Origin of the sequence: Arsukibacterium sp. UBA5043, from assembly GCA_002415085.1 — a bacterium.
GTDB lineage: Bacteria > Pseudomonadota > Gammaproteobacteria > Enterobacterales > Alteromonadaceae > Alishewanella.
Map to the genome: position 1 here is coordinate 400,653 of DIBV01000006.1, position 22,984 is coordinate 423,636.

The following is a 22,984-nucleotide window of genomic DNA, read 5'->3' on the forward strand; positions in this document are numbered from 1 at the left end:
ATCAGCCAACCACCAGATTCAGCAGTTTGCCTGGTACGTAGATGACCTTGCGCACAGTAACACCTTCCAGAAAACGCTGAACATTCTCTTCCTGCATCGCAATATCAAGCACCTGTTGCTGCACGGCCGCGGCCTGTACGGTAACTTTAGCCCTTACTTTACCGTTTATCTGCACCACCACCAGCTTTTCATCTTCTATCATGGCCTGCTCGTCAACCCGTGGCCATGGCGTTTGTTCTATACCCTGGTTCTGGCCCATCTGAGCCCATAAATACTGGGCAACATGCGGCGTTATCGGATTTAACAATTGCAGCAACGCCAGCACAGCTTCGTGCATCACTGCTTTATCCTGTAAGGTTTCCAGAGGGGCCCGTTGCAGTTTATTACTGAGTTCCATAATGGCGGCTATTGCCGTATTAAAGGTGTAACGCCGGCCAATGTCATCACTGACTTTAAAGATGGTTTTGTGTAATTCACGACGCAAGGCTTTTTGCTCGCCGTTCAGCGCGCTGATGTCCAGCACACCTGGTGCGCCAGCGGCTTTTACGTCATTTACCAGAGTATAAACCCGCTTAATAAAACGGTGCGCGCCTTCTACAGCAGAATCAGACCATTCCAGGGTTTGCTCTGGCGGGGCGGTAAACATCATAAACAGGCGCACGGTATCGGCGCCATACTGGTTAATGACCTGCTGCGGATCAATACCATTATTTTTCGATTTAGACATTTTGCTCATGCCTGCCGACAGCACGCTCTGACCATCGCTTTGCAAAATAGCCTGGGTTATCCGGCCTTTATCGTCGCGCTCAACACTGACATCCTGTGGTGATAACCACTGCTTGCCACCGTTTTCAGTTTCGCGGTAAAACGTCTCTGCCAGCACCATGCCCTGACATAATAAGCGCTTAAACGGTTCGTCACATTGCACCAGGCCAACATCACGCAGCAACTTGTGGAAAAACCGGGCGTATAACAGGTGTAAAATAGCGTGCTCAATCCCGCCAATATATTGGTCTACCGGCAGCCAGTAATTGGCTTTTGCCGGATCCAGCATCGCTTTATCGTGATCCGGGCTGCAGTAGCGGGCATAGTACCAGCTTGATTCCATAAAGGTGTCAAAGGTATCGGTTTCATGAAAAGCGGGCGCGCCGTTATATTCGGTTTTTGCCCATTGGGGATCCGCTTTAATCGGCGAGGTGACACCGTCCATGACCACATCTTCGGGCAACCGTACGGGTAATTGATCTTCTGGCACCGGCACAACCGAGCCATCAGCCAGGTTGAGCATCGGGATGGGAGTACCCCAGTAGCGCTGACGCGATACGCCCCAGTCCCGCAACCGGTAATTTACTTTAACTTCGCCCTTGTTCAGGCTGGCCAGCCTGTCAGCAATAGCCTTAAAGGCCGCAGCAAAATCCAGGCCGTCAAATTCAGCCGAATTAATCAGGGTGCCTTTCTCGGTGTAGGCTGCCTGAGTTAAGTCGGCGCCTTCGCCGCTGCTGGCCGCCACAACCTGTTTAATCTTCAGGCCATATTTTGAGGCGAATTCATAATCACGCTGATCATGGCCTGGCACTGCCATCACCGCACCTGAGCCATAATCCATTAGCACAAAATTGGCCACCCAGACCGGCAACTGTTCGCCAGTTAGCGGGTGAATAGCAAATATGCCGGTGGCACAGCCTTTTTTCTCCATAGTGGCCAATTCTGCTTCGGCCAGCTTGCCGCCCTTGCAGTCTTCGATAAAGGCGGCCAGTTGCGGATTGGTAGCGGCAGCTTGACGTGCCAACGGGTGCTGGGCAGCCACTGCCAGATAGGTTACGCCGTACAGGGTATCGGGGCGGGTGGTATACACTTCCAGTTCGCTGGTCTCGGCTGCCGCCACATCAAAGCGGATATTGACGCCTTCAGAACGACCAATCCAGTTTTTCTGCATGGTGCGAACCTGCTCTGGCCATTCGGTAAGCTGCTCTAAGTCTGCCAGCAGTTCTTCGGCATACGCCGTAATTTTAATAAACCACTGAGCCAGTTCACGTTGCTCTACCACCGCACCTGAACGCCAGCCGCGACCGTCAATAACCTGCTCGTTTGCCAGCACGCACTGGTCAACCGGATCCCAGTTAACGGTAGCCATTTTCTTATAAACCAGGCCTTTCTCGTACAACTTGGTGAAAAACCATTGCTCCCAGCGATAGTAGTCAGGTTTGCAGGTCGCCACTTCCCGGCTCCAGTCGTAACCAAAACCGAGCCGTTTCAGCTGATTTTTCATGTAATCAATATTTTCGTATGTCCACTTCGCAGGGGCGGTTTTATGGTTAATGGCCGCATTTTCAGCTGGCAAACCAAACGCATCCCAGCCCATCGGTTGCATCACGTTTTTGCCCTGCATCCGTTGAAAACGGCTAACCACATCGCCAATAGTGTAATTACGGACATGACCCATGTGTAAGCGCCCGCTGGGGTAGGGGAACATTGACAGGCAATAAAACTTTTCTTTGCTGGGATCTTCCGTCACTTTAAAGGTGTCATCTGCTTCCCATTGTTGTTGCAAAGCGGTTTCAATTTGCTGCGGGTCATATTGTTGTTGCATTTACATCATCCACGAATAAGTTCTGGCAGGGCCGGCAATGCCGGGAAAAGTGGCTATAGCATACCGCAGCGCGGTTTTGACAACAATAAGCAAGCGCGTTGTCTATACTAGGAAAAAGCAGCAAGGAGTCAATATGAGTGATTTTAATAAGAAATATCAAAAATGGTTAGCTGACTTTAACCAGAATTTGCAGCAAAACCCGAACAATTACGATAATCAGCTGGTTAAGTTTATTGATACCTTAAAACATTACCTGCAAGCGGGTAAAGATCTCAGCGCTTACGAAACCCGTCTGTTTATTGAAACGCTGAAACGCCAGTGGCATGAACAACAGCAAGGTGAGGTGAAAAATGCTGAGTCAGCCTCGGAGGCGCCGTCGTTATGGCCAGAGGCATTATGGCAGGAACTAAGCGGTATCACTGATAAAACCCAGCTGGAATGGCAGGAACTGGCTCAGGACTTTAAACATCAGGGCGTGTATTTCCAAGGCGAAATGGTGGGGATGGGCCGCTATCGCTGCAGCAACTGTTATCAGCATATAGATTACACCCATCCTGGTGAATTGCTACCCTGTAGCCATTGTGGCGCAGTGCAGTTTTACCGGGAAGGTTTGCCGGTTTAATCGACAGCATGCAGGAAGAGCCGCAGCAGAGCAAAATTGTTAAAACCTAGATTTTATTGGCTTGCAAGCCAGCTAAACGTTGTTTTAGCTGGTTTTGTCGCGTTAGAAACCTTATAATGCTCGCTGTTTTTTCAGGCTTGTATAAAAAACAATCAATGAGGTAAGGCTGTTGTAACTCCCGGAACCACAAATAGATTGCAAATAAAGTTCGGGGCGCATAGCGAAAGATGCTGCCTGGGTAAATCACTTTAAACGCAGTTTATACATTGCGTCTGTGCTGAATGTCGTAAAATAATTTGTTGGACATCTAAATGATTAATAACGTGAAACAGAACTGGTTCTCTAATATCAGAGGAGACGTTCTGTCTGCTATTGTGGTAGCACTTGCCCTAATTCCTGAAGCCATAGCGTTCTCTATTATTGCCGGGGTTGACCCTAAAGTCGGCTTGTATGCTTCTTTTGCTATTTGTTTGATCATCGCCTTCGTTGGCGCCCGGCCGGCGATGATTTCAGCCGCTACCGGCGCAATGGCGCTGTTAATGATAACCCTGGTGAAAAACCAAGGCCTGGAATATCTGCTGGCGGCAACCCTATTGTGTGGTGTTATTCAGATTGTTTTTGGCTTATTTAAGCTAGGCGACTTAATGCGCTTTGTCTCGCGCTCTGTGGTTACCGGCTTTGTCAATGCGCTGGCTATTCTGATTTTTATGGCTCAGCTACCTGAATTAAGTGGCAGCTATGGCACGGCAACCGTATATGGTATGACGGCATTGGGGTTAGCCATAATCTATTTATTTCCCTATATCACTAAAGCAGTGCCATCACCGCTGGTGTGCATCATAGTGCTTACGGCATTGGCCTTATATTTTGGCATGGATATCCGCACCGTGGCCGATATGGGCGAGTTGCCAGACAGCCTGCCGATTTTTCTGTGGCCAGACGTACCGCTGAATTTTACCACCCTGCAAATCATCTTCCCTTATTCTTTAGCGTTGGCAGTGGTGGGGTTACTAGAATCACTAATGACCGCCACTATTGTAGATGATTTAACCGACACCAGTAGCGATAAAAACCGCGAATGTGTCGGCCAGGGTGTCGCCAACATTGGCTCAGGTTTAATTGGAGGTATGGCCGGTTGTGCGATGATTGGTCAGTCGATTATCAATGTCAAATCAGGCGGCCGCACCCGTTTATCGACCTTGCTTGCCGGGGTGTTTTTACTGATGTTGATCGTTTTTGTCAGTGATTACGTCGGTCTGATCCCAATGGCTGCGCTGGTCGCCATTATGATTATGGTATCGATTGGTACCTTTAGCTGGTCTTCCGTTAAAGACTTACGCAAAAACCCGAAAAGCTCGTCAGTAGTGATGATCATGACCGTTATCGTGGTAGTGGCGACCCACAATCTGGCTTATGGTGTACTGGTCGGGGTGTTATTAAGTGCGCTGTTCTTTGCCAATAAAGTGGGCCAGATTTTGTATATTGGTTCTACCCTGTCGGCCAATGGTCATCAACGTGAATACACGGTTGTCGGCCAGGTATTTTTCACCTCGGCAGAGCAGTTTATTGGCGCCTTTGATTTTAAGGAAGCGGTTGAGAAAGTGAAAATTGATTTAAACCGGGCGCACTTCTGGGATATCACCGCCATTAGTTCTCTGGATAAAGTGGTGTTGAAATTCCGCCGCGAAGGCACTGAAGTGGAATTAACGGGTCTGAATGAAGCCAGCGCCACTCTGGTCGATAAGTTTGCGGTGCACAATCAACCCGATGCAGTAGAAAAGTTGATGGGACATTGATCTCAGGTAAGGTTATTAACATTAGTGCGGGCTAAATTGCTGCAGGCAACAGGAGATAAAAACAATGACTAAAAAAGTAATGGCGTGTATTGATGCCTCACCTTATGCCGAAGCTGTATGTGATTATGCCGTCTGGGCCGCTAACCGTTTGTCGGTGCCGATGGCCGTTATTCATGTGCTAGACAAAGCACAGCATACCCATACTCCGGATTTAAGTGGCAGTATTGGCCTTGGCTCGCAGGAGGTATTGTTACAACAGTTAGCCGAACTGGATGAAAAACATGGCAAGCTGGCGCTGGAGCGTGGCCGCCTGATGCTGGATGCAGCGAAAAGCCGGGCCGAGCAGGCCGGGGTAGATGCTGTTGATGAACGGCTGCGCCACGGCACTCTGGTCGAAACCCTGGTTGAACTGGAAGAGGAAACCCGGCTTCTGATATTGGGCAAGCGCGGCTTTAGTAGTGCCGACGCCCATGGTCACCTGGGGTTGCATGTTGAGCGGGTTATTCGCAGCGTACATAAACCCATTCTGTTAACCCAGCAAAGTTACAAAGCACCGCAACGCATTATGCTGGCCTATGATGGCAGCGCCACGGCGCTGAAAGGTTTGGAGATGCTGGCTGCCAGTCCGTTGGGTAAGGGGTTACCTGTGCATCTGGTGATGGCAGGCGCCAATATTGAGGCCGCGCAGCAGCAGATGGAAACCGCAGCACAAATTCTGCGTAATGCCGGTTTTGATACCAGGGTTGCTATAGTGGGAGGCGAACCAGAAGAGGTATTAAACCAATACCAGCAAGAGCATCATATTGACCTGATGGTGATGGGCGCTTACGGCCATTCCCGTATTCGTCAGTTCATTGTGGGCAGTACCACTACTGCTATGATTAGCAAGGCAAAGTGTTCCCTACTGATCCTTCGCTGACAGACAACATGCCCGGCTAATCCCCGGGTTTTTTTTCGAATGCGCAACGTGATGCCTGGTGCTTTAACGTTTTTAAAAATCAATATTCAAAAAGTGGTGTGGTGTCTGCCACATCTTATGCTGTTACGTAACTGAGGATAGAAGTGTGAGACAGTGGCTGCTGTGTCTGATAGTTTGTGCTGTGTTTTCTCCGGCGGCGCTTGCCGTCACCGGCGATCTTAATTTAACCCTGTCTCCGGTGGGTATTATTTCGCTGGTCGTGTTTGTACTGGCCTATGTGCTGGTAATGGCAGAGGAAAAACTCCACCTGCGTAAATCCAAACCGGTGCTGGTTGCCGCCGGGATTATCTGGGCCCTGGTCGCCTGGCGTTATATGCAGGACGATCTTAGCGGCGTTACCGCCGATGCGTTTCGCCATACTCTGCTTGAATTTGCCGAACTGATGTTATTCTTACTGGTGGCAATGACCTATATCAATGCCCTGGAAGAGCGGCGTTTGTTTGATTCCTTGCGTGCCTGGTTAATCCGCAAAGGTTTCAGCTATCGCAGCTTGTTCTGGATCAGTGGTGTGCTGGCGTTTGTGATTTCATCTTTTGCAAATAATATGACCACGGCCATGTTGATGTGTGCGGTGGTGATGAAAGTGGCCGAAGGTGACAAGCGCTTTATAAATCTTACCTGCGTCAATATCGTTATCGCTGCTAATGCCGGCGGCGCTTTTATTCCGTTTGGCGATATTACCACCCTGATGGTATGGCAAGCCGGTATTATCACCTTTAACGAGTTTTTTACCTTGTTTATTCCGGCAGTCGTCAATTACCTGCTACCGGCAATTATTATGAGCTTTTTTGTCGAGCGCCGTTATCCGGCAGCACTGCAGGAAGATGTTGAACTAAAGCGCGGTGCCCTTCGAATTTTAACCTTGTTCCTGGCTACGATTGCATTGGCCGTGCTGTACCATTCCTGGCTGGATTTACCGCCGGTGCTTGGCATGATGACCGGTTTAGGCTTATTGCAGTTTTTTGGCTATTTTCTGCGCAAAACCTTACCGGGTTCGCTGGCGCGTAAGCGGGCAATGGCAGAACGGGAGGGCGATCAGGAGCGAATTCGCTCACTGGGCCAGATAGTTCCTTTTGATGTCTTTAACCGGATTGCCCGCGCCGAGTGGGATACCTTACTGTTTTTTTATGGCGTAGTGATGTGTGTGGGTGGGTTAGGGTATATCGGTTATCTGGAAATGTTATCGACCAGTTTATACGCCAATGGTAACCCGACGATTGCTAACGTGGTGCTGGGTTTAATGTCCTCGGTTATCGACAATATTCCGGTAATGTTTGCGGTATTGACCATGCAGCCGGATATGTCACATGGCCAGTGGCTGTTAATAACGCTGACTGCCGGGGTTGGCGGTAGTTTATTATCAATCGGTTCTGCTGCCGGGGTGGCACTGATGGGACAAGCCCGCGGTTACTACACCTTTATGGGGCACCTGAAATGGGCCCCGGTTATTTTGCTCGGTTACGTTGCCAGCGTCGCAACGCATTTATGGTTAAATGCGGCCAGCTTTACCTAGTTATCACTTTCTGACGTCTGATCTGCTGCGGTAGCATCAGGCGTCAGCCTTCCTGTTTATATTGAATACCTTAAGAGCTGCTACACTGTAATACACAGACTGACTGAACCTCTGTGGCTGTTAAGGTGTCTGCTGGTTAAGTTTAAGGTATCAGCTATTCGAATAAGGAGGTGTTATGACCAAATTACACGATCAGGGTTTGCTGAAAGTTTCATCCTACTGGCAAGGTGAATGGCATAAGGCCGATAACGAGTTTACTGTTACCAACCCGGCCAATGGTGAGGTCATTGGTAAAGTAGCCGATGCCACGGCTGCCGACGCCGAGAACGCGGTGGCGTCTGCCGATGCGGCTCTGGCTGACTGGGCAGCACGGCCTGCAGCCGGGCGCGCAACGTTACTGATGCGCTGGCAGCAATTAATGTTAGAGCATCAGGACGATTTAGGCCTGCTGTTAACCCTGGAGCAAGGTAAACCCTTAGCAGAAGCCAAGGGCGAAATTGCGTATGGTGCATCTTATCTGGAATGGTTTGCTGAAGAGGCCAAACGAGTGTACGGCGATACTATTCCCGCTAAAAGCAGTGACCAACGGATTATTGTGATAAAACAGCCGGTAGGCGTGGTTGCGGCGATTACCCCCTGGAATTTCCCGAACGCGATGATCGCCCGTAAAGCCGCCGCGGCGCTGGCCGCAGGCTGTACCTTTGTGGTTAAACCTGCCCAACTTACTCCTTTATCGGCACTTGCCATGGCGGAACTGGCTGAACGAGCCGGGATCCCGGCCGGGGTATTTAATGTGGTGGTCAGTACCGATGCAAAAGCGATTGGTAAGGTACTCACTGAAGATCCAAGAGTTGCTAAGTTTAGTTTTACCGGTTCCACCAAAATCGGTAAGCAACTGGCAAAACAGTGTGCCGGCACGGTCAAGCGGGTATCACTGGAGCTGGGTGGCAATGCCCCGTTTCTCGTATTCGCCGACGCTGATCTGGATGCAGCAGTTGATGGCCTGATGGCGTCTAAGTTTCGCAATGCCGGCCAAACCTGTGTCTGCACTAACCGGGTGTTAGTCGCAGAGAATGTGCTGGACGAGTTTACGGCAAAGTTGCAGCAAGCCATCAGTAAGCTAAAAATAGGCGACGGTACGCACGACGAAGTAGACATAGGCCCGCTGATTAACACAGAGGCTTGTACCAAAGTCGATGAACTGATTAGTACTGCCGTAGCGCAAGGGGCACAGCTAAAGTGCGGGGGTAAGCGGCAATCTGATAACAGCTTGTTTTATTTGCCGACAGTGCTGAGCAAAGTAACTAACCAGATGGATATTGCGCAGCAGGAGATATTTGGCCCGGTGGTTGCATTGCAAAGCTTTACTGATGAAACACAAGCAATACAACTGGCTAATGCTACCGAGTTTGGTTTAGCGGCCTATTTTTACAGCCGTGATATTGGCCGGATCTGGCGGGTAGCCGAGGCATTACAATATGGCATGGTTGGCATCAATGAAGGCATGGTCTCTAACCCTACTGCACCCTTTGGCGGGGTTAAGCAATCTGGCTATGGCCGCGAAGGGTCTAAGTACGGCCTGGATGATTATATGGACATTAAATACCTGTGCCTGGGTGGTTTAGATAAGTGAGCTGCCGCCCAACACTAAAATGGATTGCTAGTAAATGTCATGGCGCGCGCTGACATGACGCTAAGTAGTATTAATCTTCATTATCTGGAATATGCCGCCAATGGCTTTTATCTTTTGGCGGTGTTTCTGGCTGCACGTAACAGCATTCACACCTGGTGGCTGGGTATTATTGGTTGTGCCTTGTTTGCAGTGTTGTTTTTTCAGGTGCAGCTGTATGCCGAGAGCATGCTAATGCTGTTTTTTATTATTACCAATGTGGTCGGTTGGTATCAGTGGGGCCGGGCACGGGGTATTAAGCACGTCACCACCACCAGCCAGAAAAAATTACTGCGCTTTACCGGCCTGGCGCTGTTTGTTACCGCTGCGCATGGTTTTATGTTGCACAGCCTGACCAATGGCTATGCACCCTATGTTGACTCTGCCATTCTGATGTTCAGCCTGATCGCTCAGTTTTTGCTGATGAACCGAAAACTGGAAACCTGGTGGTTCTGGTTGCTGGTCAATACCATCGCCATCCCGCTGTATATTTCCCGCGAGTTGTATGTCACCGCTATTGTCTATTGCGGCTTCTGGTTTAATGCCTGGTATGGTTTATATCTGTGGCGTAAGTTAAGCCGCGCAACTACCCGCTTGGTGCGAGAGTAACGAAGGCCTGAGCACTTAGGTAGCATCTAACAGAGTCCTTTCTATTGGTACGCAATTTTAAACTGCACAACATCCTTACTATTGCGCGACTGAGTTGCATGCCCGCTCTTTGTATGTTTGTATTATGGATGCCAATGGTGACTGTATCTTACCCTGCGAAATCAACGTATTGCCAGAACCTTTACCCAAATTATTAACACTTGGCATCGGAAGTGTTGTTGCAGGCTATTGCCTGGCAACCATGATGACAGATGAAACAGTTTGTCGTGCTGATGGGCAAGGGCCTTGCCGCTGGGGCGACCAGAGAAGCGGTGTTACTTTTTGACTCCGGGAGGATTAATTTGTGTTATGTGAACTTTACTCGTGATATTTACGAATTACCGCAACTTTGCCATTTTCAATTTCCAAAACTTCCATCATTACCTGATTATAAGCAATAGGTTGCTTACTCTCAGGGTGAATACCTTTTGCGCTGTTGCTGTACCGAATAGCGATAGCTGAGTTATTAAAAGTAAATACATCAAGCAGCTCAGCACTATATTCAGTATGCGCCCCCAAATAAAAAGACATTCCTTTACGCATGGCTTCTTTGCCATCGGGTGATCTGGAATCATCAGTTACCCACGGTAAATGTGAGTGTCCTACGTCATCAGTGAGTAAAGCAAAGTAATTTTCTAAATCGCTCTTTGTTGCGCCTGGCGCTTGAGTTGCAACCATGGTATCAAAATAAATTTGAGCGAATTTTTTAAGATCAAGTTCATCTGCTGCAACTTGTCTAGCAAATAAAATGATAAATATTAAAACCAGACTTCTCATAAGTAACTCCAAGTTGGATGATCCGCCAGCCCAAAGGACGCGTCTCTGCTTAGTTGCAAGGTATTTCAAAATCCACGTGGTAATGCTCATCATGCCTAACCCAGGAACGCTTTTTGGAAAACTGTATATTCTGAGCCAAGTACTCACCATACTTCGATTTGAGCAAATTAGGCTGTAACTCAGAATCAAATATTACACGCCATAGGTCATGACCTTGCCGCTTTGCCGCGCGATGAAGCGCAATTATGTGTGCTGCCATCGCCTCATAGTCTATGGTGTAGTTCTTGTACTCGCCATTGCTGCTGAACTCAATGTTATAGCCGAATTTGTTCAATGGACTGGTTGGCAAATGAACCGATTGTCCGGTTTCATCAATCACCGGGACCATGAAGTCGACCGACAGCCCATTTCTATGAGTTTTATGAGGCTTAAACCGTCCGCCTTCTTTATAGCCAGTTTCTGCATATTTAAAAACTTTTCCGGGCTGACTTGTTTCGAGATCTTTATAGGCTGCGACTATGATTTTGTCTACCTGGGAGTGAACATAAGTTCGTCCTGCTAACCTGGCGACGGTGCTATACCCAACGAAATTGGGACCTGCATAAGAGAGCTTAACGCCATTTGCTAACCTTCCATCTGAAGTAGTGCCATAGCAAGTACTCTCTTGTGCCGTTACCGAGAATGCCACGACGACCAATATTAGAAATAGATACTTCATTTATTCGTACCGCTAACGCTGCATTCAGCTGCTTGCCTGCTGCAATGTTTTGTTATGCATTTCGTTTCTAGGATTTCGTTCAAAATAACCCTGTCCGTAAAAGGTAGGGCTATGATTGATTAACCTAACGATATTGCCTGTGGCAATCCTTGGTTGTGCTAAAACATTCTCCAATATGAACTTCGATAGCTCACTTGGCTCAATATAATTTTGATGATCGCCGCCAGGCTTCTCTTCGAGAATTTCCGCAGTTTTCATAGTAGGAAGAGCAATAGCTGTAGCCGATATCCCATATGGAGCCTTTTCATTTGCATAGCACTTAATAAATGCCTCTACAGCGGCCTTGGAAGAAGTAAAAGGAGACATATCTGGGTAGTTAAACCCTACTGAATTACAGCTAAAAGCAACCAACCGCCCAGACTTGAATTTCATCATCGAAGGTGTAACTGCTTTAGCTACTCCACAAAGGGAAACGAAATGGCTATTTATCATACTAGTAATTTCTTCGAAATCAGTACAAACGAGAGGTTTGTGCCTCCAAAAATCCCCTGCAAAATGAACAACATTAAAGCCGTCATTAAAAAACTCCGAAACATGCCTTTCAAGTTTTAATAAATCTGATTTATCAGTGAGATCAATTCCTGAAATATATTGGAAGTCTTTGAAACCATCTAACTCTGGGAGCTTTCTCTTTCCACGAGAAACGGCTAAAACCTTGTATCCTTTTTTCAATGATATGCTCTCTATCAGTGAACAAGCCAAAGCTGAAGTAGCGCCAGTAACCAATAAATTATTTAACATTATTGCTCTCTTTTATATCACTCTGCAGGGGGCTTGAGCCAGAATTTAACAAGTATATACAAAAAACAACTCAATACATTTTTTTTAGTTTCATCAAGATTTCTGCTGAACGATACGGTCCCACTGTACATTGGTCTAGGACCATCACAAGAGTGAGAAAAAGTACCTGTTACCTTTGAGGGTCTTTTCCCTTCTTCAGACCCAACAACTAGAATTTCCTCGAACCCTTTTGACGATTTAGGTAGTTTCTCGTCCTTATCAATGCCCTGTTTATACTGTACCTCATATGCGTATCTAAGGCCGGGTATCCCCTTGTCATAGGAGATAGTAGCGACCGTTGAATTCCAGCCATGAAATGCATCTGTTTCAGCATAATCTATCCTAATTGATAGACAATCTTGCTTGAAACTTATGTCATGAAGTTTTTTGAAAGGGGAGAATTTTGACTCAGTGCCATTTTGGCTGTCTAAGTACTGACAACAATATTCAGTATGTCCTTGCCAAGTACCTTGAAAATCGAGTTCTGGATAGGCAATTCGCCATAATGATTGCCTTACAAGCTTTTCAGAGAATAAGAATATTCCACCAATTACCGCTGCAGAAGTTAACGGTGCAAGTATTCCTTTAAGAAAATTGTCGGGTGCTAGTGACCATAAATAAGCTAGCAATAACCCAATTAATATGGATAGAGTCCATACTAGTCTACTTAATGCATACCTATGAAACTTATGTAATTTATCCTGCATAAAAATTTCCATGTACTGATATGTGTAACGTCGCCATGCCTAGCCTTGAAGAAAAAGGGGTCGGAGAAAAAGGGGTCGGGGCTAATTAAAATCGCGCCAGGTTAACCCTATGCAATTCAGTGCCTTGCAAAGGTATTGTAATTATTAGCTCCGACCCCTTTTTCACTTTTTCACGCATCACTCACTTTGATTGAAGGAAATGAGCCACTAAGAAGCTCAATAAACATTCCAAACACTTCAAGGTAATCTCCTGAGCGGTGGCAGAGTATGCTTGAGCCATCAATCTTCATCGCAAAACTCATTTTATGTGAATTATGCTCAGTTATGACCCAAGTATCATTTTTCTTATGGCTCTTAAAATCAGTGCAAAAATCTACAATAAATGCTTCTAACTGGGCCTCGGAGGCTGACTCAACGGTAATTTCTTGGGCTAAACCCATGTTCTCTCCGAAATTTAACGCTTATTGGGCGGGTCGACCCGCACTTAAATACGGACTAAGCTGCCTTTGTGCATTTAATGTACAGAACACTACACCGCTAATGCAAAAATTTCAATAACTTATGGGTACACGGGGCACAGAGGACTGAACCTCTTTTGAAGGAGCCGGGGAGTGTCTGAACACCTGCCGTAAGGCATCAGGGAGCATTGCCCGGGCGAGTGAGGAAAGGCGTAGCTACAACCAAAGCCGTAACAGGCTGGCCGTTATGAGCGCCAGATAGGTAACGGCGACGGTGGGTTTGGCGGCTTGCTTGGCATAGCCGAGGATTAGCTGTAGCGGGTTTTGGCGTTGATATTGCCACTGGCTGTGCCACTGACAACCAATATCCTGTGCCTGTAGTATTGCTTGCTCCAGTTGCAGCAAACGGTTGGCAGCGCGTTGCTGCCAGGTTTTAAGAATGGCCTCATGCAGCCAGAACAAGCCGATAACACCGAGTTGCAGTTCAATTGCGGCGCCACTTTTTAATAGCCACAGCCATACCAGAATGGTGACGACTTTAAGCCATAATGCCTGCTGCTCTTGCTTGTCATAGCTTTGCTGAACTAACAGCCACTCTGCCTGATTCTTGTCGGTCATATTGCTTCCTTGCCCGGATATTGCGGTTAAATAAACTTAAGTTGTTGCTGAAGTTTAGCCGGTAATTGCTGTAAATCCTGCTCATTTTCACTTATCACCACTAAATCGGCGGTTTTTAGGGCCAAACTGCGACCACGGTATGTGCCATCAGAGAAATGATGCTCAAATTTCAGCTGATTATCCGCCGGCACCACAAATACCGTCGCCAAACCTTGTTCGGTTTGCAGCACCAAATGTAAAGAACGGGTACCGCGAAAATCACAAAAATTGGCATAAACAATAGATTGCGGCCAGTCGCTAAGTTCAGCGCCAAAGCTGGCCAGTTTTGCGTTAACCTGAGTCAGCGGTTGCGGTGCCAGCATTTGGTCCATATAGGGGGCTTCGTGATAAACATGCGCCAGGGCATGCTGGCCTAAGGTCATATCAGGAAAACCATAGTTAAACCAGTTCAGGGTAAGGCCGGCAACAAAGGCAATAGACGCCGCCAGGGCAATGGCGCCGCTGAAACGTTTGGTCTGAGTACGCTGACTCAACTGCATTTGCTGACGCAACAGCTTTATCGGTAACGTATCGGGTACCTCAAGGCTAAGTGCTTGCTTGATACGAGCCTGGTCCAGTAGTAACTGGCGTTGCAGTTGTTGCAACTGAGGATCGGCGGCAACGGCAGCAGCGAGCTCACCGGAGCGGGCCAGCGGATCAGCAATCAGTGCCTGTCGTATTGATAAATCAGCCATCGCATTACCCCTTTTCTTGCGCGGTCAAACGCTGTTTCAGTAAGTGCCGGGCCCGAAATAAGCGGGTATTCACGGTATTGACGTTTAAACTTAGTAACTGGCCAATTTCGTCGCTGCTAAAACCTGCCAGGGCCTGCAATAGCAAAGGCTCGCCATATTCTGGTGGTAACAACATTAACTGTTGTTGCAGCAAGGCGTTATCGTATTGCTGTTCTAATGCCGGATTTAAGTCGTCGGCTAAGGTATCTTGTTCAACATCACTGTAATCCAGCTGTTTTCGCTCAAAACGCCGGGCGTTTTCCCGCCGTAAAATTGTAATAAGCCAGCTCTTGGCCGCGTTATCGTCCAGTAAGGTATCCAGCGCTTTCCAGGCCCGTAAAAATGCATCCTGTACAATGTCTTCAGCAATATGCTGATCCCGGCACAGCCAGAAGGCATAGCGATATAAGTCAGCATGGTATAGCCGCACCAGCTGCTCATAGCGCTGGCTGTTGCTTTGGGCCTTGCGCTTAAATAAAGAGACCGGCAAAGTAAACAGCGTCTTTCGTGATGTAGACATTAATCGGGACTTTTGCTTGGTTGCATGGGTCGTAAGCGTAATTGACATAAGCTGAGCCTGTAAAGCAATCATTTAATCTATAAGCGATGGTGGCCGAAAGCTTCAGTGCCTGGCAGCTATGGAATAACGCTGCTGGCAGTAATGATTTAGCCAGTAGTCGGCGCTGACGTAACGGCCACCACCACTAAAAAACAGGCTTAACAACATGGCAAAATAAATTGCCGCAAACTCGATGCCGTTGTTCAGAATAACCAGTTTGCCACTTGAGGTTAGCCAGTCGTAATTACCATGCTGCTGCAGTAAATTACGGGCAGCTGCTATTTTTTCGCCGCTTGCCATCACCCGCTCGTTAAGCATAACGGTACCATCGGTCAGCCAGCTGCTGGTATCGGCTATGGCAGGCCAGCCATAGGGCAGGTGAACGGTAAAAATCGCGACCAGCATTGTTACCATCAGGGGTAGAGCAATCAGCCTGGTTAATAACCCCAGTAGCAGCAAAACACCGCCTACTAATTCAGCCGCAATGGCCAGCGCAACCAGCAAGGCAGGAAAAGGCAAGCCAAGGCCCCAGTCACTGTTGCCAAACCAAGAAACTGTACTGTCAAAACTGCTGAACTTATTCCAGCCGGCCTGGATCAGTACCGGGGCCAGAATAAGTCGGAACAGCAAGAGAGCCAAACCACTTACCTGCGCCAGATGGCGGGTGGTTTGCAGATACAACGAATAACTTTGTTTAAACATAAACCTTGCCCATTAACCTGTCTCAAATGCTGATACTGAACCAGACCGTGGCCTGACGAATGTTATTTCAATATTTTGCGTCAGCATGTGGTTTATTTTAAAAAGTTAATCCTGAAAACCGCAGATTGCGCCTTTGCCAGCCAGATCCTGCAACAAGGGCAGGGCGCCCTGCTGTAATTGCTGCTCAGTTAAGCCGGGCAATTGGGCACTGATGGCGGTGATCAGCGCGGGGAATGTCAGGCCGGGTTGCTCAGCTAAATGATTTAGCAGTAATAGCGTTGCCTGATTAAGTTGCACAAATTTCACCTGATGATCTGCGTTACGGTACAGCAGAAAAAATACCGGCTGCCCCGGCACAGTTGGCTGAAAATCAACGCATATTTGTTGTACCGGCCACTGATACGCGCAGAGCATGGCCAGTTCAGACAGCCGTAACCGGATACTTTCGAGCTGTGCGCCAGTTAATTGCCCGGCTTCAAGTAAAGGCTGGGGCTGGCTGGGGACCAGGGTCGCGATATACAACTCGGCCCATTCGTAATGTGCCAGCTCAGTTAAAAAAGCCGGGTCGGTGTCAGTAGGCGGGTAGTCTTGCAAAAAGGCCACGAACTGCTCGGCAATATGCAAAAAGTAAGGGCTGTGACAGGCATATTGACGAAAAAACTGTCGGGCCAGTGCCGTCCAGTTGCTGTCGCTATACAGGGTTTTTAACACCGGAAAAGCAGTGTCTAAAAAGCCTTTAACATTATTAAAAAACAATTCGCGGTATATCTTTAACCGGCGTGCTTCCAGCCCGGCCGGGGGCGGTGTGCTGCCAGGATCACGAATGTAAGCCGCAAACTGCAGCTGCACCTGTTTGAAATCGTCGCTGTTGCTATTGTCGTTGTCAGAGTGGCTGGGTTTAGTACTCATATTGCGAGGTTCTGTTGCATATTTGCGCTGGGCACTTGGTGTTGTAGGGCTCTGATCATGTCCAGCTCGTGCTGCAGGCTGCTCAGCGCCGGAATATTAAAATCGCGCTCGTATAAGGTCGGTTTTACGCCGTGCTGCAGGTAAGCCTGTTGCAGTAATTGCCACACTGGGTCCGGAATATCGGCACCGTGGGTGTCGACCAGTAAATCCGGGGCTTCCTGATAATGGCCTGCTACATGATAATAGGCGATACGCTCCGAGGGAAGCGCCCGCAAAAACGTGTTGGCATCATAGCCATGGTTCACCGAATTTACATAAATGTTATTTACATCAAGTAATAACTGACAATCGGCCTGCGTTAGAACTTCATGGATAAAGTCCAGCTCGCTCATTTGCTGGCCAGGGGCGGCATAGTAAGACACATTTTCCAGGATCAGTGGTTGCTCCAGAATATCCTGCACCGTGCGTACCCGGGCGGCAACATATTTGGCTGCTTCTTCGGTAAAGGGTATAGGCATTAAGTCGTATAAATGTCCGCCAGCAGAGCAATAACTTAAGTGTTCGCTGTACAGCTTTATATTGTGTTGCCGAAAAAAAACCTTTAATTGTTTAATAAAAGCAATATCGAGGGGGTCGGGGCTGCCAATTGACAATGATAAACCATGGCAAGCAAAAGCATGGCGCTCAGTCAGCGCTTTAAACTGACTGGCCAGTCTGCCACCGTAAGGCAACCAGTTTTCGGGAGCAACTTCAAAAAAATCAGCCACCGGGTTGTCGGCAGAGAGCACTTCACTTAGCATTTCCCGGCGCAGGCCAAGGCCTGCTCCGGTTAATGTTGTTGTTACAGTCACAGCTTAAGCCGCACCGCACTTGCCTTCGCCACACTTCATTTCTTTACTTTTTTCGGCAGCTTTATCTTCGGCTTTTGCTTTGGCTTTATCAGCACCACATTTGCCTTCGCCACACTTCATTTCTTTACTTTTTTCGGCAGCTTTATCTTCGGCTTTTGCTTTGGCTTTATCAGCGCCACATTTACCTTCGCCGCATTTCATTTCTTTACTTTTTTCGGCAGCTTTGTCTTTAGCTTTGTCTTTGGCTTTATCCGCACCACATTTACCTTCGCCACATTTACCTTCGGTTGCGGCAAGCTGATACGCCATACTCAGCTCAGCAGCAGCAAAAGGATTGGTATCGGCATGGGCAGCACCGGCGGCAACAGAGCCTAACGCCATGGCGCCAAGTGCAAGAGATAGTTGGGTTTTATTAAGTGATTTCATCAGATTTTACCTTTTGGTTGTCATAGTCAGTTATAAGACCCGACCAATAACAAAGGTATTTCAAAAATTTGAATATTTCAATGAACCCGGTAAAAACGACAGAAAAAGTCAATGATGCTGTCCGGGTCAAGCCGGCTGAAATGAACTTTTCTGTTGGCGACGATAATCTCTCCCAGCGCACGCAACGTATGATCCAGTGGGATCCCGGCAGGGCGCGTTGCACCATGGTCGGCGAATAAAAAGTTCAGCGCCGTAGCGGTGTAAGATTTGCCCGGCTCTAATTGCACTAATTCCAGTTCCTGCAAACGAACACCAAGATTGCGGATTTTTTGCAGACAATTTTGCTCGTTCATAATGCCCCCGGCGAAGGTTAATTTCTGTTGCTAAGCTTATATCGGCCTGATGGCCGGATTCTTTAACCGGGTAACTGAAAAAATAAAATAGCCAGCACAGCACAGCAGGTTTTTTGGTAGTATGTCGGCAATTGCGTTTGCATTAAATTTTGTTCTTAATAAGGGATGACATGACCCATAGCCGTTTGCCTTTAGCGCTCGACCCTGCCCAGCTAGGCCCGATTTTACAAGATGACCAAATTGAACAAGCACTGGCAACTGCTGAGCTTATACCTGGCTTTATTGGTCAGGACCGGGCGAAATCAGCACTGGCATTTGCCATTGGTATGGATATGCCGGGTTATAATTTGTATGTAATGGGTGAACCGGCACTGGGTCGTTTTACCCTGGTGCAGGACATTTTGCAGCATGCTGCAGCTGAAAAGGCAACGGCCAGTGAGTGGTGCTACCTTAATAACTTCGATGATGAACGGGTACCTAATACCTTGCGACTGCTGCCCGGTGATGGCCGTATTCTGGTAAAAAAACTGGAGGCATTAATTGATGAGTTGCTGGATACATTCCCGGCGGCTTTTGATAATCCGGGGTATCAACGCAAGAAAAAATCTATAGCCCGACAGTTCGACGATCGCTACGACCAGGCAATTGAGCGGGTAGAAAAAACAGCATTGGAAAAAAAAGTGGTGCTGTTCGAAGACAATGGTGCAGTCAGCTTCTCGCCTATTATTGATGGCAAACCGCTGGAAGATAGTGAATTCAGCACAATGACTGATGAGCAACGACAGTACTTTTACTCGGTGGTCTCTGAGCTGGAAACGGTGCTAAATGATGCGTTGCTGGAATTACCCCGCTGGAAACGCGAGCTGTCAGAAAACCTGAGAACCTTACGCAAAGACACCATCGAACAGGCTATTAAGCCGATGCTTAAACATATGGAACATGATTACAGCACCGAGCTGGGTGTTCTGAAGTACTTAAAAGAAATGCGGCCGCATCTGGTAAAAGCGGTACTGGAACTGCTGCCTGATGAATCAGATGCGGAAAAACAGGAAGAAATCGACAGCCGGGAAATTTTTGTCGAAGAGTTTGTACCTAATGTATTGGTGCATCATGAAACGATGTCCGGCGCACCGATTATTTTTGAGCCTAACCCCAGTTATGGCAATTTGTTTGGCCGGGTGGAATATAACTCGTCCAGCGGTGCACTTTACACCAATTACCGGATGATCCGTCCTGGTGCGCTGCATAAAGCGAACGGCGGTTATTTAATTCTGGATGCCGACCGTTTGCTCTCTCAGGCATCGGTATGGGATGCGCTTAAGCTGGCCCTGAAAAGTGGCGAAGTGGTGATTGATACCTTAAGCGAACATGCGGTAACCAACTCAACCATTATTACCCCACGGGCCATTCCGCTTAATGTCAAAGTGGTGCTGTTAGGTTCGCGTGATCTGTACTATCTGGTGCAGGAAGTCGACGAAGAATTTAACGAGCTGTTCAGAGTTCTGGCTGATTTCGAGCACTACTTACCGTATAACGAACAAACGCTTAGCTACATGTCGCGGCAAATTCAGCTGCAAATGCAGCAGCTTAATATTAACAAGCTCACCCAGTGTGGTCTGCGGCAGCTATTGCAATTCAGTTTTCGACAGGCAGAGCACCAGCGTAAATTGTCTGCCCGCTTTGCCGATGTACTGGAGCTGGTGCGCGAATCCTGTTATTACGCGGCACAAGCCGATAGCGACATCCTGAATGAAAATCACGTACAGCAAGCGTTGCAGGGCAAGCAGCACCGTACTGGCCGGATAAGTGAGGGGTTTCTTGAAGATATCCAGGAAGGCCAGATATTAATTGATACCGAGGGCATGGCGGTCGGCAAAATTAATGGTCTGACGGTGCTGGAGATTGGTGATACCGCCTTTGGTACCCCTGCCAGGGTTAGTGCGACGGTATTTGCCGGCTCCAGTGGGGTGATTGATATTGAACGGGAAGTGGAGCTGGGCAAAGCGATTCACTCAAAAGGCGTGTTGTTGCTGACCGGATATCTTGGAGCCAAATATGCCCGTAATTTCCCTCTGACATTGTGCGCCAATATTGCGATGGAACAGTCTTATGGCCATATTGATGGCGACAGCGCATCGCTGGCCGAAGTGTGTGCCCTTATTTCTGCCATTACCGATATACCTATTGAGCAAAGCCTGGCGGTAACAGGCTCCATTAACCAGCATGGCCAGGTGCAGGCTATTGGTGGGGTTAACGAAAAAATTGAAGGCTTTTTCCGGTTGTGTCAGTCGCGCGGACTGACCGGCGAGCAAGGGGTTATTATACCAGCCAGTAATCAGCTTAATCTGGTCTTGCGCGATGAAGTGATTGCCGCAGTGGCAGAGCAAAAGTTTCATATTTATGTGGTAAAAACCGTGGACGAAGCACTTGCGTTGTTAACCGGCGAAGAGGCCGGCGAGCTGAATCGACGCGGTCAGTATCCGAAAAAGTCGGTTAATGGCCGGGCAATGCAGCGCTTGGCTGAGATTGCCGAGCTGGTTAATGGCGCTCTGGATGAATAGCAATATCGTGCTAAATGAACCGATTGTCGTGCTGTATGCCGATTTGGATGAACAGCGGGTGCAGCAGCAATTGTTGCCGCTATTACGGGCCCGGATGGGGCAGGATTTTGCTTCACTGAAAATTCAGGTTTTTAACCCTGAACAGCCTGCCGGGTTTATCGCCGGCAGCCGTTTGCTATGTTACCTGAGCGATGAGCTACTGCGCGAGTTAGTGCTGCAAATTCAGCGTCAGCCTTTAACGCTGGCGCTATTACCTCACCCGGAAATGAAACATGCCCGCTATGGGTTTGGCATTGCCGGCAAAATGGAAGACGCGCTGACCGACGCGCTAAATAATAAAGCTACCGAGGCGGACTTACTGCTTTGCAATGACGTGCCGGTGTTTAACTCGGTGGTGATCGGAGATGCATTAACATTAACTCCGGGCGAGGCGCTCTCCGAGCCGCTGGCGAAGCGGCTGAAACGGTTTGTCCGGCTGGTAAAAGGGATTGGTCAGGTTACTTTTAATGCCTTTAAAATTACCACTCATAAAGAAAAAATAGTTGATACCGCCGCACTGGGTATAGTGGTGGTTGAGCATGGTCGCAGCTCTGTATTGTCCAGGCGGTTGGTGGCGGACTCCAGCGTTAATGACGGTATGCTGCATGCGCTGGTATTGGCGCCACGCAGTGTATTTGAAATGCTGCGGTTTTTATTTGCCTCGCTGTTTCTGCGCGACTACTGGAATAATCACAGCCCGTCATTTGTCGGCCATATCAAAAGCCGCAGCCTGAGTATCAGCAGCCCGAAACTGATAAGTTACACCCATGACGGATTGATTGAAAAAAACAGTGTATTGCAGCTGCGAGTTGAACCTCAGGTGTTGCTGCTGGCACCGGGGCGTTATCTGGCACTTGAGGACGCAGAAGTCGAAAGCAAAGAAGCGGTTAGAACCAAAGCGTTGCCTGCTGGTAAAGCCAAGACCGAATTGGTGACGTATCCGCTGCCCTGGATCCATCATGCGGCAACTGATGAGTTTAAAGAGTTATTTATGGCCATGCGCGAGAGCGCAAAGGCCTCGCCGTCTTATCTGACCCTGATGGTGCTCGCTACCTTACTGGCAGTATTTGGCTTATTTGCCAACTCGACGCCGGTCATCATCGGCGCCATGATCTTAGCTCCGTTAATGGGGCCTATTATATCAATGGCCCTGGGTACGCTGCGCCAGGACGAAAGTTTAATGCTGGTCAGCAGCCGTAGTATTGCCGTAGGTACCGGTTTAGCCATGGGCTGCGCGATGGTAGCGACCTGGTTTATTCCGTTGACAACGATTAACAGCGAAATTGCTGCGAGGATCAGCCCAACCTTGCTGGATTTAGGTGTAGCGGTAATTTCCGGTATCGCCGGTGCTTATGCTCATGCCAGGGCAGAGGTGGCAAAAAGCTTAGCAGGCGTTGCGATAGCGGTTGCTCTGGTGCCACCATTAGCTGTTGCCGGTATTGGCTTGGGGTGGCTGGATTTCACCGTATTCTGGGGCGCGTTCTTACTGTTTCTGACTAATCTGGTAGGGATTATTCTGGCGGCGGTAGTTACCTTTATGTTTCTGGGATACAGCCCGTTTCACCGCGCTAAGCGAGGTTTAGCGCTAACCCTGATCCTGGCCGCTATTTTATGTATTCCACTGGCGATTGGTTTTGGTCATATGGTAGCAGAGCACCAGATAGTGCAGCAGCTGGATGGCATAGAACTGGACGAAGTTAAACTGCGGGATGTCAGTGTGCGGCCTGGCACACCGCTTCGGATCAGCCTGACCCTGGTATCTGGCAGCGCCGTTGACGATGCAACGATGGACAGGGTAAAACAGCGTATTGAGCAGAAACTGCAGCAGAGCGTTGAGCTGGAAATAGGCGTTAAGGTGATCCGCTAAACGTGATGT

At 48.4% G+C, this 22,984-nt stretch carries 22 protein-coding genes; 8 read left to right on the forward strand and 14 right to left on the reverse strand.

Translation table 11 applies throughout. The annotated features are described in order from the left end of the window. Position 1: 1 nt before the first annotated feature. Positions 2–2,590, reverse strand: a complete 2,589-nt coding sequence (leuS, locus tag B2Q61_RS08425) for a leucine--tRNA ligase (protein ID WP_290618763.1) — start codon at positions 2,588–2,590, stop codon at positions 2–4. Positions 2,591–2,723: 133 nt separating this feature from the next. Between leuS and B2Q61_RS08430 the strand changes: the two genes are divergently transcribed. The 6 genes from B2Q61_RS08430 (at position 2,724) to pnuC (ending at position 9,778) form a co-directional block, all read left to right on the forward strand. Next, positions 2,724–3,212 (forward strand): zinc ribbon-containing protein, encoded by a 489-nt coding sequence (locus tag B2Q61_RS08430; protein ID WP_290618761.1) that lies wholly within the window; start codon positions 2,724–2,726, stop codon positions 3,210–3,212. Positions 3,213–3,523: 311 nt separating this feature from the next. Continuing rightward, positions 3,524–5,008 carry a SulP family inorganic anion transporter gene (locus B2Q61_RS08435; protein WP_290618759.1) on the forward strand — a complete coding sequence of 495 codons (1,485 nt, stop codon included), beginning with the start codon at positions 3,524–3,526 and terminating at the stop codon, positions 5,006–5,008. A 64-nt stretch (positions 5,009–5,072) separates the two neighbouring features. Beyond that, positions 5,073–5,927 (forward strand): universal stress protein, encoded by an 855-nt coding sequence (locus tag B2Q61_RS08440; RefSeq protein WP_290618757.1) that lies wholly within the window; start codon positions 5,073–5,075, stop codon positions 5,925–5,927. 145 nt (positions 5,928–6,072) lie between these two features. Next, a complete protein-coding gene (nhaD, locus tag B2Q61_RS08445; protein ID WP_414631468.1) occupies positions 6,073–7,500 on the forward strand; it encodes a sodium:proton antiporter NhaD in 1,428 nt (475 codons plus the stop codon). Between the two features lie 175 nt (positions 7,501–7,675). Then, entirely contained in the window at positions 7,676–9,133 is a 1,458-nt protein-coding gene (locus B2Q61_RS08450) for an NAD-dependent succinate-semialdehyde dehydrogenase (RefSeq protein WP_290618755.1), read from the forward strand. Between the two features lie 54 nt (positions 9,134–9,187). Further along, the gene (pnuC, locus tag B2Q61_RS08455; protein WP_290618753.1) at positions 9,188–9,778 is read left to right on the forward strand and encodes a nicotinamide riboside transporter PnuC; all 591 of its coding nucleotides are present in this window, start codon (positions 9,188–9,190) and stop codon (positions 9,776–9,778) included. A gap of 357 nt (positions 9,779–10,135) precedes the next feature. Here pnuC and B2Q61_RS08460 read toward each other — a convergent pair whose 3' ends face one another. From B2Q61_RS08460 to B2Q61_RS08520, 13 genes are all read right to left on the reverse strand, one after another. Next, a complete protein-coding gene (locus tag B2Q61_RS08460) occupies positions 10,136–10,594 on the reverse strand; it encodes a nuclear transport factor 2 family protein (RefSeq protein ID WP_290618751.1) in 459 nt (152 codons plus the stop codon). 49 nt (positions 10,595–10,643) lie between these two features. After that, complete coding sequence (locus B2Q61_RS08465) at positions 10,644–11,312, reverse strand: penicillin-insensitive murein endopeptidase (protein WP_290618749.1); 669 nt, start codon at positions 11,310–11,312, stop codon at positions 10,644–10,646. Positions 11,313–11,336: 24 nt separating this feature from the next. Beyond that, positions 11,337–12,113, reverse strand: a complete 777-nt coding sequence (locus tag B2Q61_RS08470; RefSeq protein ID WP_290618747.1) for an SDR family NAD(P)-dependent oxidoreductase — start codon at positions 12,111–12,113, stop codon at positions 11,337–11,339. 17 nt (positions 12,114–12,130) lie between these two features. Beyond that, positions 12,131–12,859 (reverse strand): hypothetical protein, encoded by a 729-nt coding sequence (locus B2Q61_RS08475; protein WP_290618745.1) that lies wholly within the window; start codon positions 12,857–12,859, stop codon positions 12,131–12,133. Between the two features lie 170 nt (positions 12,860–13,029). Further along, positions 13,030–13,299, reverse strand: coding sequence for a hypothetical protein (locus tag B2Q61_RS08480; protein WP_290618743.1), 270 nt, complete (start codon positions 13,297–13,299; stop codon positions 13,030–13,032). A 234-nt stretch (positions 13,300–13,533) separates the two neighbouring features. Continuing rightward, positions 13,534–13,935: a hypothetical protein gene (locus tag B2Q61_RS08485; protein WP_290618741.1), complete on the reverse strand. Its 402-nt coding sequence runs from the start codon at positions 13,933–13,935 to the stop codon at positions 13,534–13,536. A gap of 26 nt (positions 13,936–13,961) precedes the next feature. Next, entirely contained in the window at positions 13,962–14,669 is a 708-nt protein-coding gene (locus B2Q61_RS08490; RefSeq protein ID WP_290618739.1) for a DUF3379 family protein, read from the reverse strand. Positions 14,670–14,673: 4 nt separating this feature from the next. Continuing rightward, the gene (locus B2Q61_RS08495) at positions 14,674–15,276 is read right to left on the reverse strand and encodes a sigma-70 family RNA polymerase sigma factor (RefSeq protein ID WP_290618737.1); all 603 of its coding nucleotides are present in this window, start codon (positions 15,274–15,276) and stop codon (positions 14,674–14,676) included. 54 nt (positions 15,277–15,330) lie between these two features. Continuing rightward, entirely contained in the window at positions 15,331–15,969 is a 639-nt protein-coding gene (locus B2Q61_RS08500) for a DoxX family protein (protein WP_290618735.1), read from the reverse strand. A gap of 105 nt (positions 15,970–16,074) precedes the next feature. Further along, on the reverse strand, positions 16,075–16,878 hold the full coding sequence (locus tag B2Q61_RS08505) for a DNA-binding domain-containing protein (protein ID WP_290618733.1): 804 nt from the start codon (positions 16,876–16,878) through the stop codon (positions 16,075–16,077). Then, positions 16,875–17,729 (reverse strand): DUF692 domain-containing protein, encoded by an 855-nt coding sequence (locus B2Q61_RS08510; protein WP_290618731.1) that lies wholly within the window; start codon positions 17,727–17,729, stop codon positions 16,875–16,877. Before B2Q61_RS08510 ends, B2Q61_RS08505 begins: the two co-directional genes overlap by 4 nt. Before the next feature lie 3 nt (positions 17,730–17,732). Beyond that, the gene (locus B2Q61_RS08515) at positions 17,733–18,155 is read right to left on the reverse strand and encodes a hypothetical protein (protein WP_290618729.1); all 423 of its coding nucleotides are present in this window, start codon (positions 18,153–18,155) and stop codon (positions 17,733–17,735) included. Between the two features lie 77 nt (positions 18,156–18,232). Beyond that, complete coding sequence (locus B2Q61_RS08520) at positions 18,233–18,508, reverse strand: hypothetical protein (RefSeq protein ID WP_290618727.1); 276 nt, start codon at positions 18,506–18,508, stop codon at positions 18,233–18,235. A gap of 170 nt (positions 18,509–18,678) precedes the next feature. On the opposite strand from B2Q61_RS08520, the gene B2Q61_RS08525 reads away from it, so the two are divergent. Together B2Q61_RS08525 and B2Q61_RS08530 are read left to right on the forward strand one after the other, a co-directional pair. Beyond that, a complete protein-coding gene (locus tag B2Q61_RS08525) occupies positions 18,679–21,069 on the forward strand; it encodes a Lon protease family protein (protein WP_290618725.1) in 2,391 nt (796 codons plus the stop codon). Continuing rightward, positions 21,062–22,975: a TIGR00341 family protein gene (locus B2Q61_RS08530; RefSeq protein WP_290618723.1), complete on the forward strand. Its 1,914-nt coding sequence runs from the start codon at positions 21,062–21,064 to the stop codon at positions 22,973–22,975. The genes B2Q61_RS08525 and B2Q61_RS08530 overlap by 8 nt, the downstream gene beginning before the upstream one ends. Positions 22,976–22,984 lie beyond the last annotated feature (9 nt).

Bases quoted from the DNA above. Each gene is read 5' to 3' on its own strand.
- leuS (WP_290618763.1), bottom strand. From the start codon at position 2,590: ATGCAACAACAATATGACCCGCAGCAAATTGAAACCGCTTTGCAACAA.
- B2Q61_RS08430 (WP_290618761.1), top strand. From the start codon at position 2,724: ATGAGTGATTTTAATAAGAAATATCAAAAATGGTTAGCTGACTTTAAC.
- B2Q61_RS08435 (WP_290618759.1), top strand. From the start codon at position 3,524: ATGATTAATAACGTGAAACAGAACTGGTTCTCTAATATCAGAGGAGAC.
- B2Q61_RS08440 (WP_290618757.1), top strand. From the start codon at position 5,073: ATGACTAAAAAAGTAATGGCGTGTATTGATGCCTCACCTTATGCCGAA.
- B2Q61_RS08450 (WP_290618755.1), top strand. From the start codon at position 7,676: ATGACCAAATTACACGATCAGGGTTTGCTGAAAGTTTCATCCTACTGG.
- pnuC (WP_290618753.1), top strand. From the start codon at position 9,188: ATGACGCTAAGTAGTATTAATCTTCATTATCTGGAATATGCCGCCAAT.
- B2Q61_RS08460 (WP_290618751.1), bottom strand. From the start codon at position 10,594: ATGAGAAGTCTGGTTTTAATATTTATCATTTTATTTGCTAGACAAGTT.
- B2Q61_RS08465 (WP_290618749.1), bottom strand. From the start codon at position 11,312: ATGAAGTATCTATTTCTAATATTGGTCGTCGTGGCATTCTCGGTAACG.
- B2Q61_RS08470 (WP_290618747.1), bottom strand. From the start codon at position 12,113: ATGTTAAATAATTTATTGGTTACTGGCGCTACTTCAGCTTTGGCTTGT.
- B2Q61_RS08475 (WP_290618745.1), bottom strand. From the start codon at position 12,859: ATGCAGGATAAATTACATAAGTTTCATAGGTATGCATTAAGTAGACTA.
- B2Q61_RS08480 (WP_290618743.1), bottom strand. From the start codon at position 13,299: ATGGGTTTAGCCCAAGAAATTACCGTTGAGTCAGCCTCCGAGGCCCAG.
- B2Q61_RS08485 (WP_290618741.1), bottom strand. From the start codon at position 13,935: ATGACCGACAAGAATCAGGCAGAGTGGCTGTTAGTTCAGCAAAGCTAT.
- B2Q61_RS08490 (WP_290618739.1), bottom strand. From the start codon at position 14,669: ATGGCTGATTTATCAATACGACAGGCACTGATTGCTGATCCGCTGGCC.
- B2Q61_RS08495 (WP_290618737.1), bottom strand. From the start codon at position 15,276: ATGTCAATTACGCTTACGACCCATGCAACCAAGCAAAAGTCCCGATTA.
- B2Q61_RS08500 (WP_290618735.1), bottom strand. From the start codon at position 15,969: ATGTTTAAACAAAGTTATTCGTTGTATCTGCAAACCACCCGCCATCTG.
- B2Q61_RS08505 (WP_290618733.1), bottom strand. From the start codon at position 16,878: ATGAGTACTAAACCCAGCCACTCTGACAACGACAATAGCAACAGCGAC.
- B2Q61_RS08515 (WP_290618729.1), bottom strand. From the start codon at position 18,155: ATGAAATCACTTAATAAAACCCAACTATCTCTTGCACTTGGCGCCATG.
- B2Q61_RS08520 (WP_290618727.1), bottom strand. From the start codon at position 18,508: ATGAACGAGCAAAATTGTCTGCAAAAAATCCGCAATCTTGGTGTTCGT.
- B2Q61_RS08525 (WP_290618725.1), top strand. From the start codon at position 18,679: ATGACCCATAGCCGTTTGCCTTTAGCGCTCGACCCTGCCCAGCTAGGC.
- B2Q61_RS08530 (WP_290618723.1), top strand. From the start codon at position 21,062: ATGAATAGCAATATCGTGCTAAATGAACCGATTGTCGTGCTGTATGCC.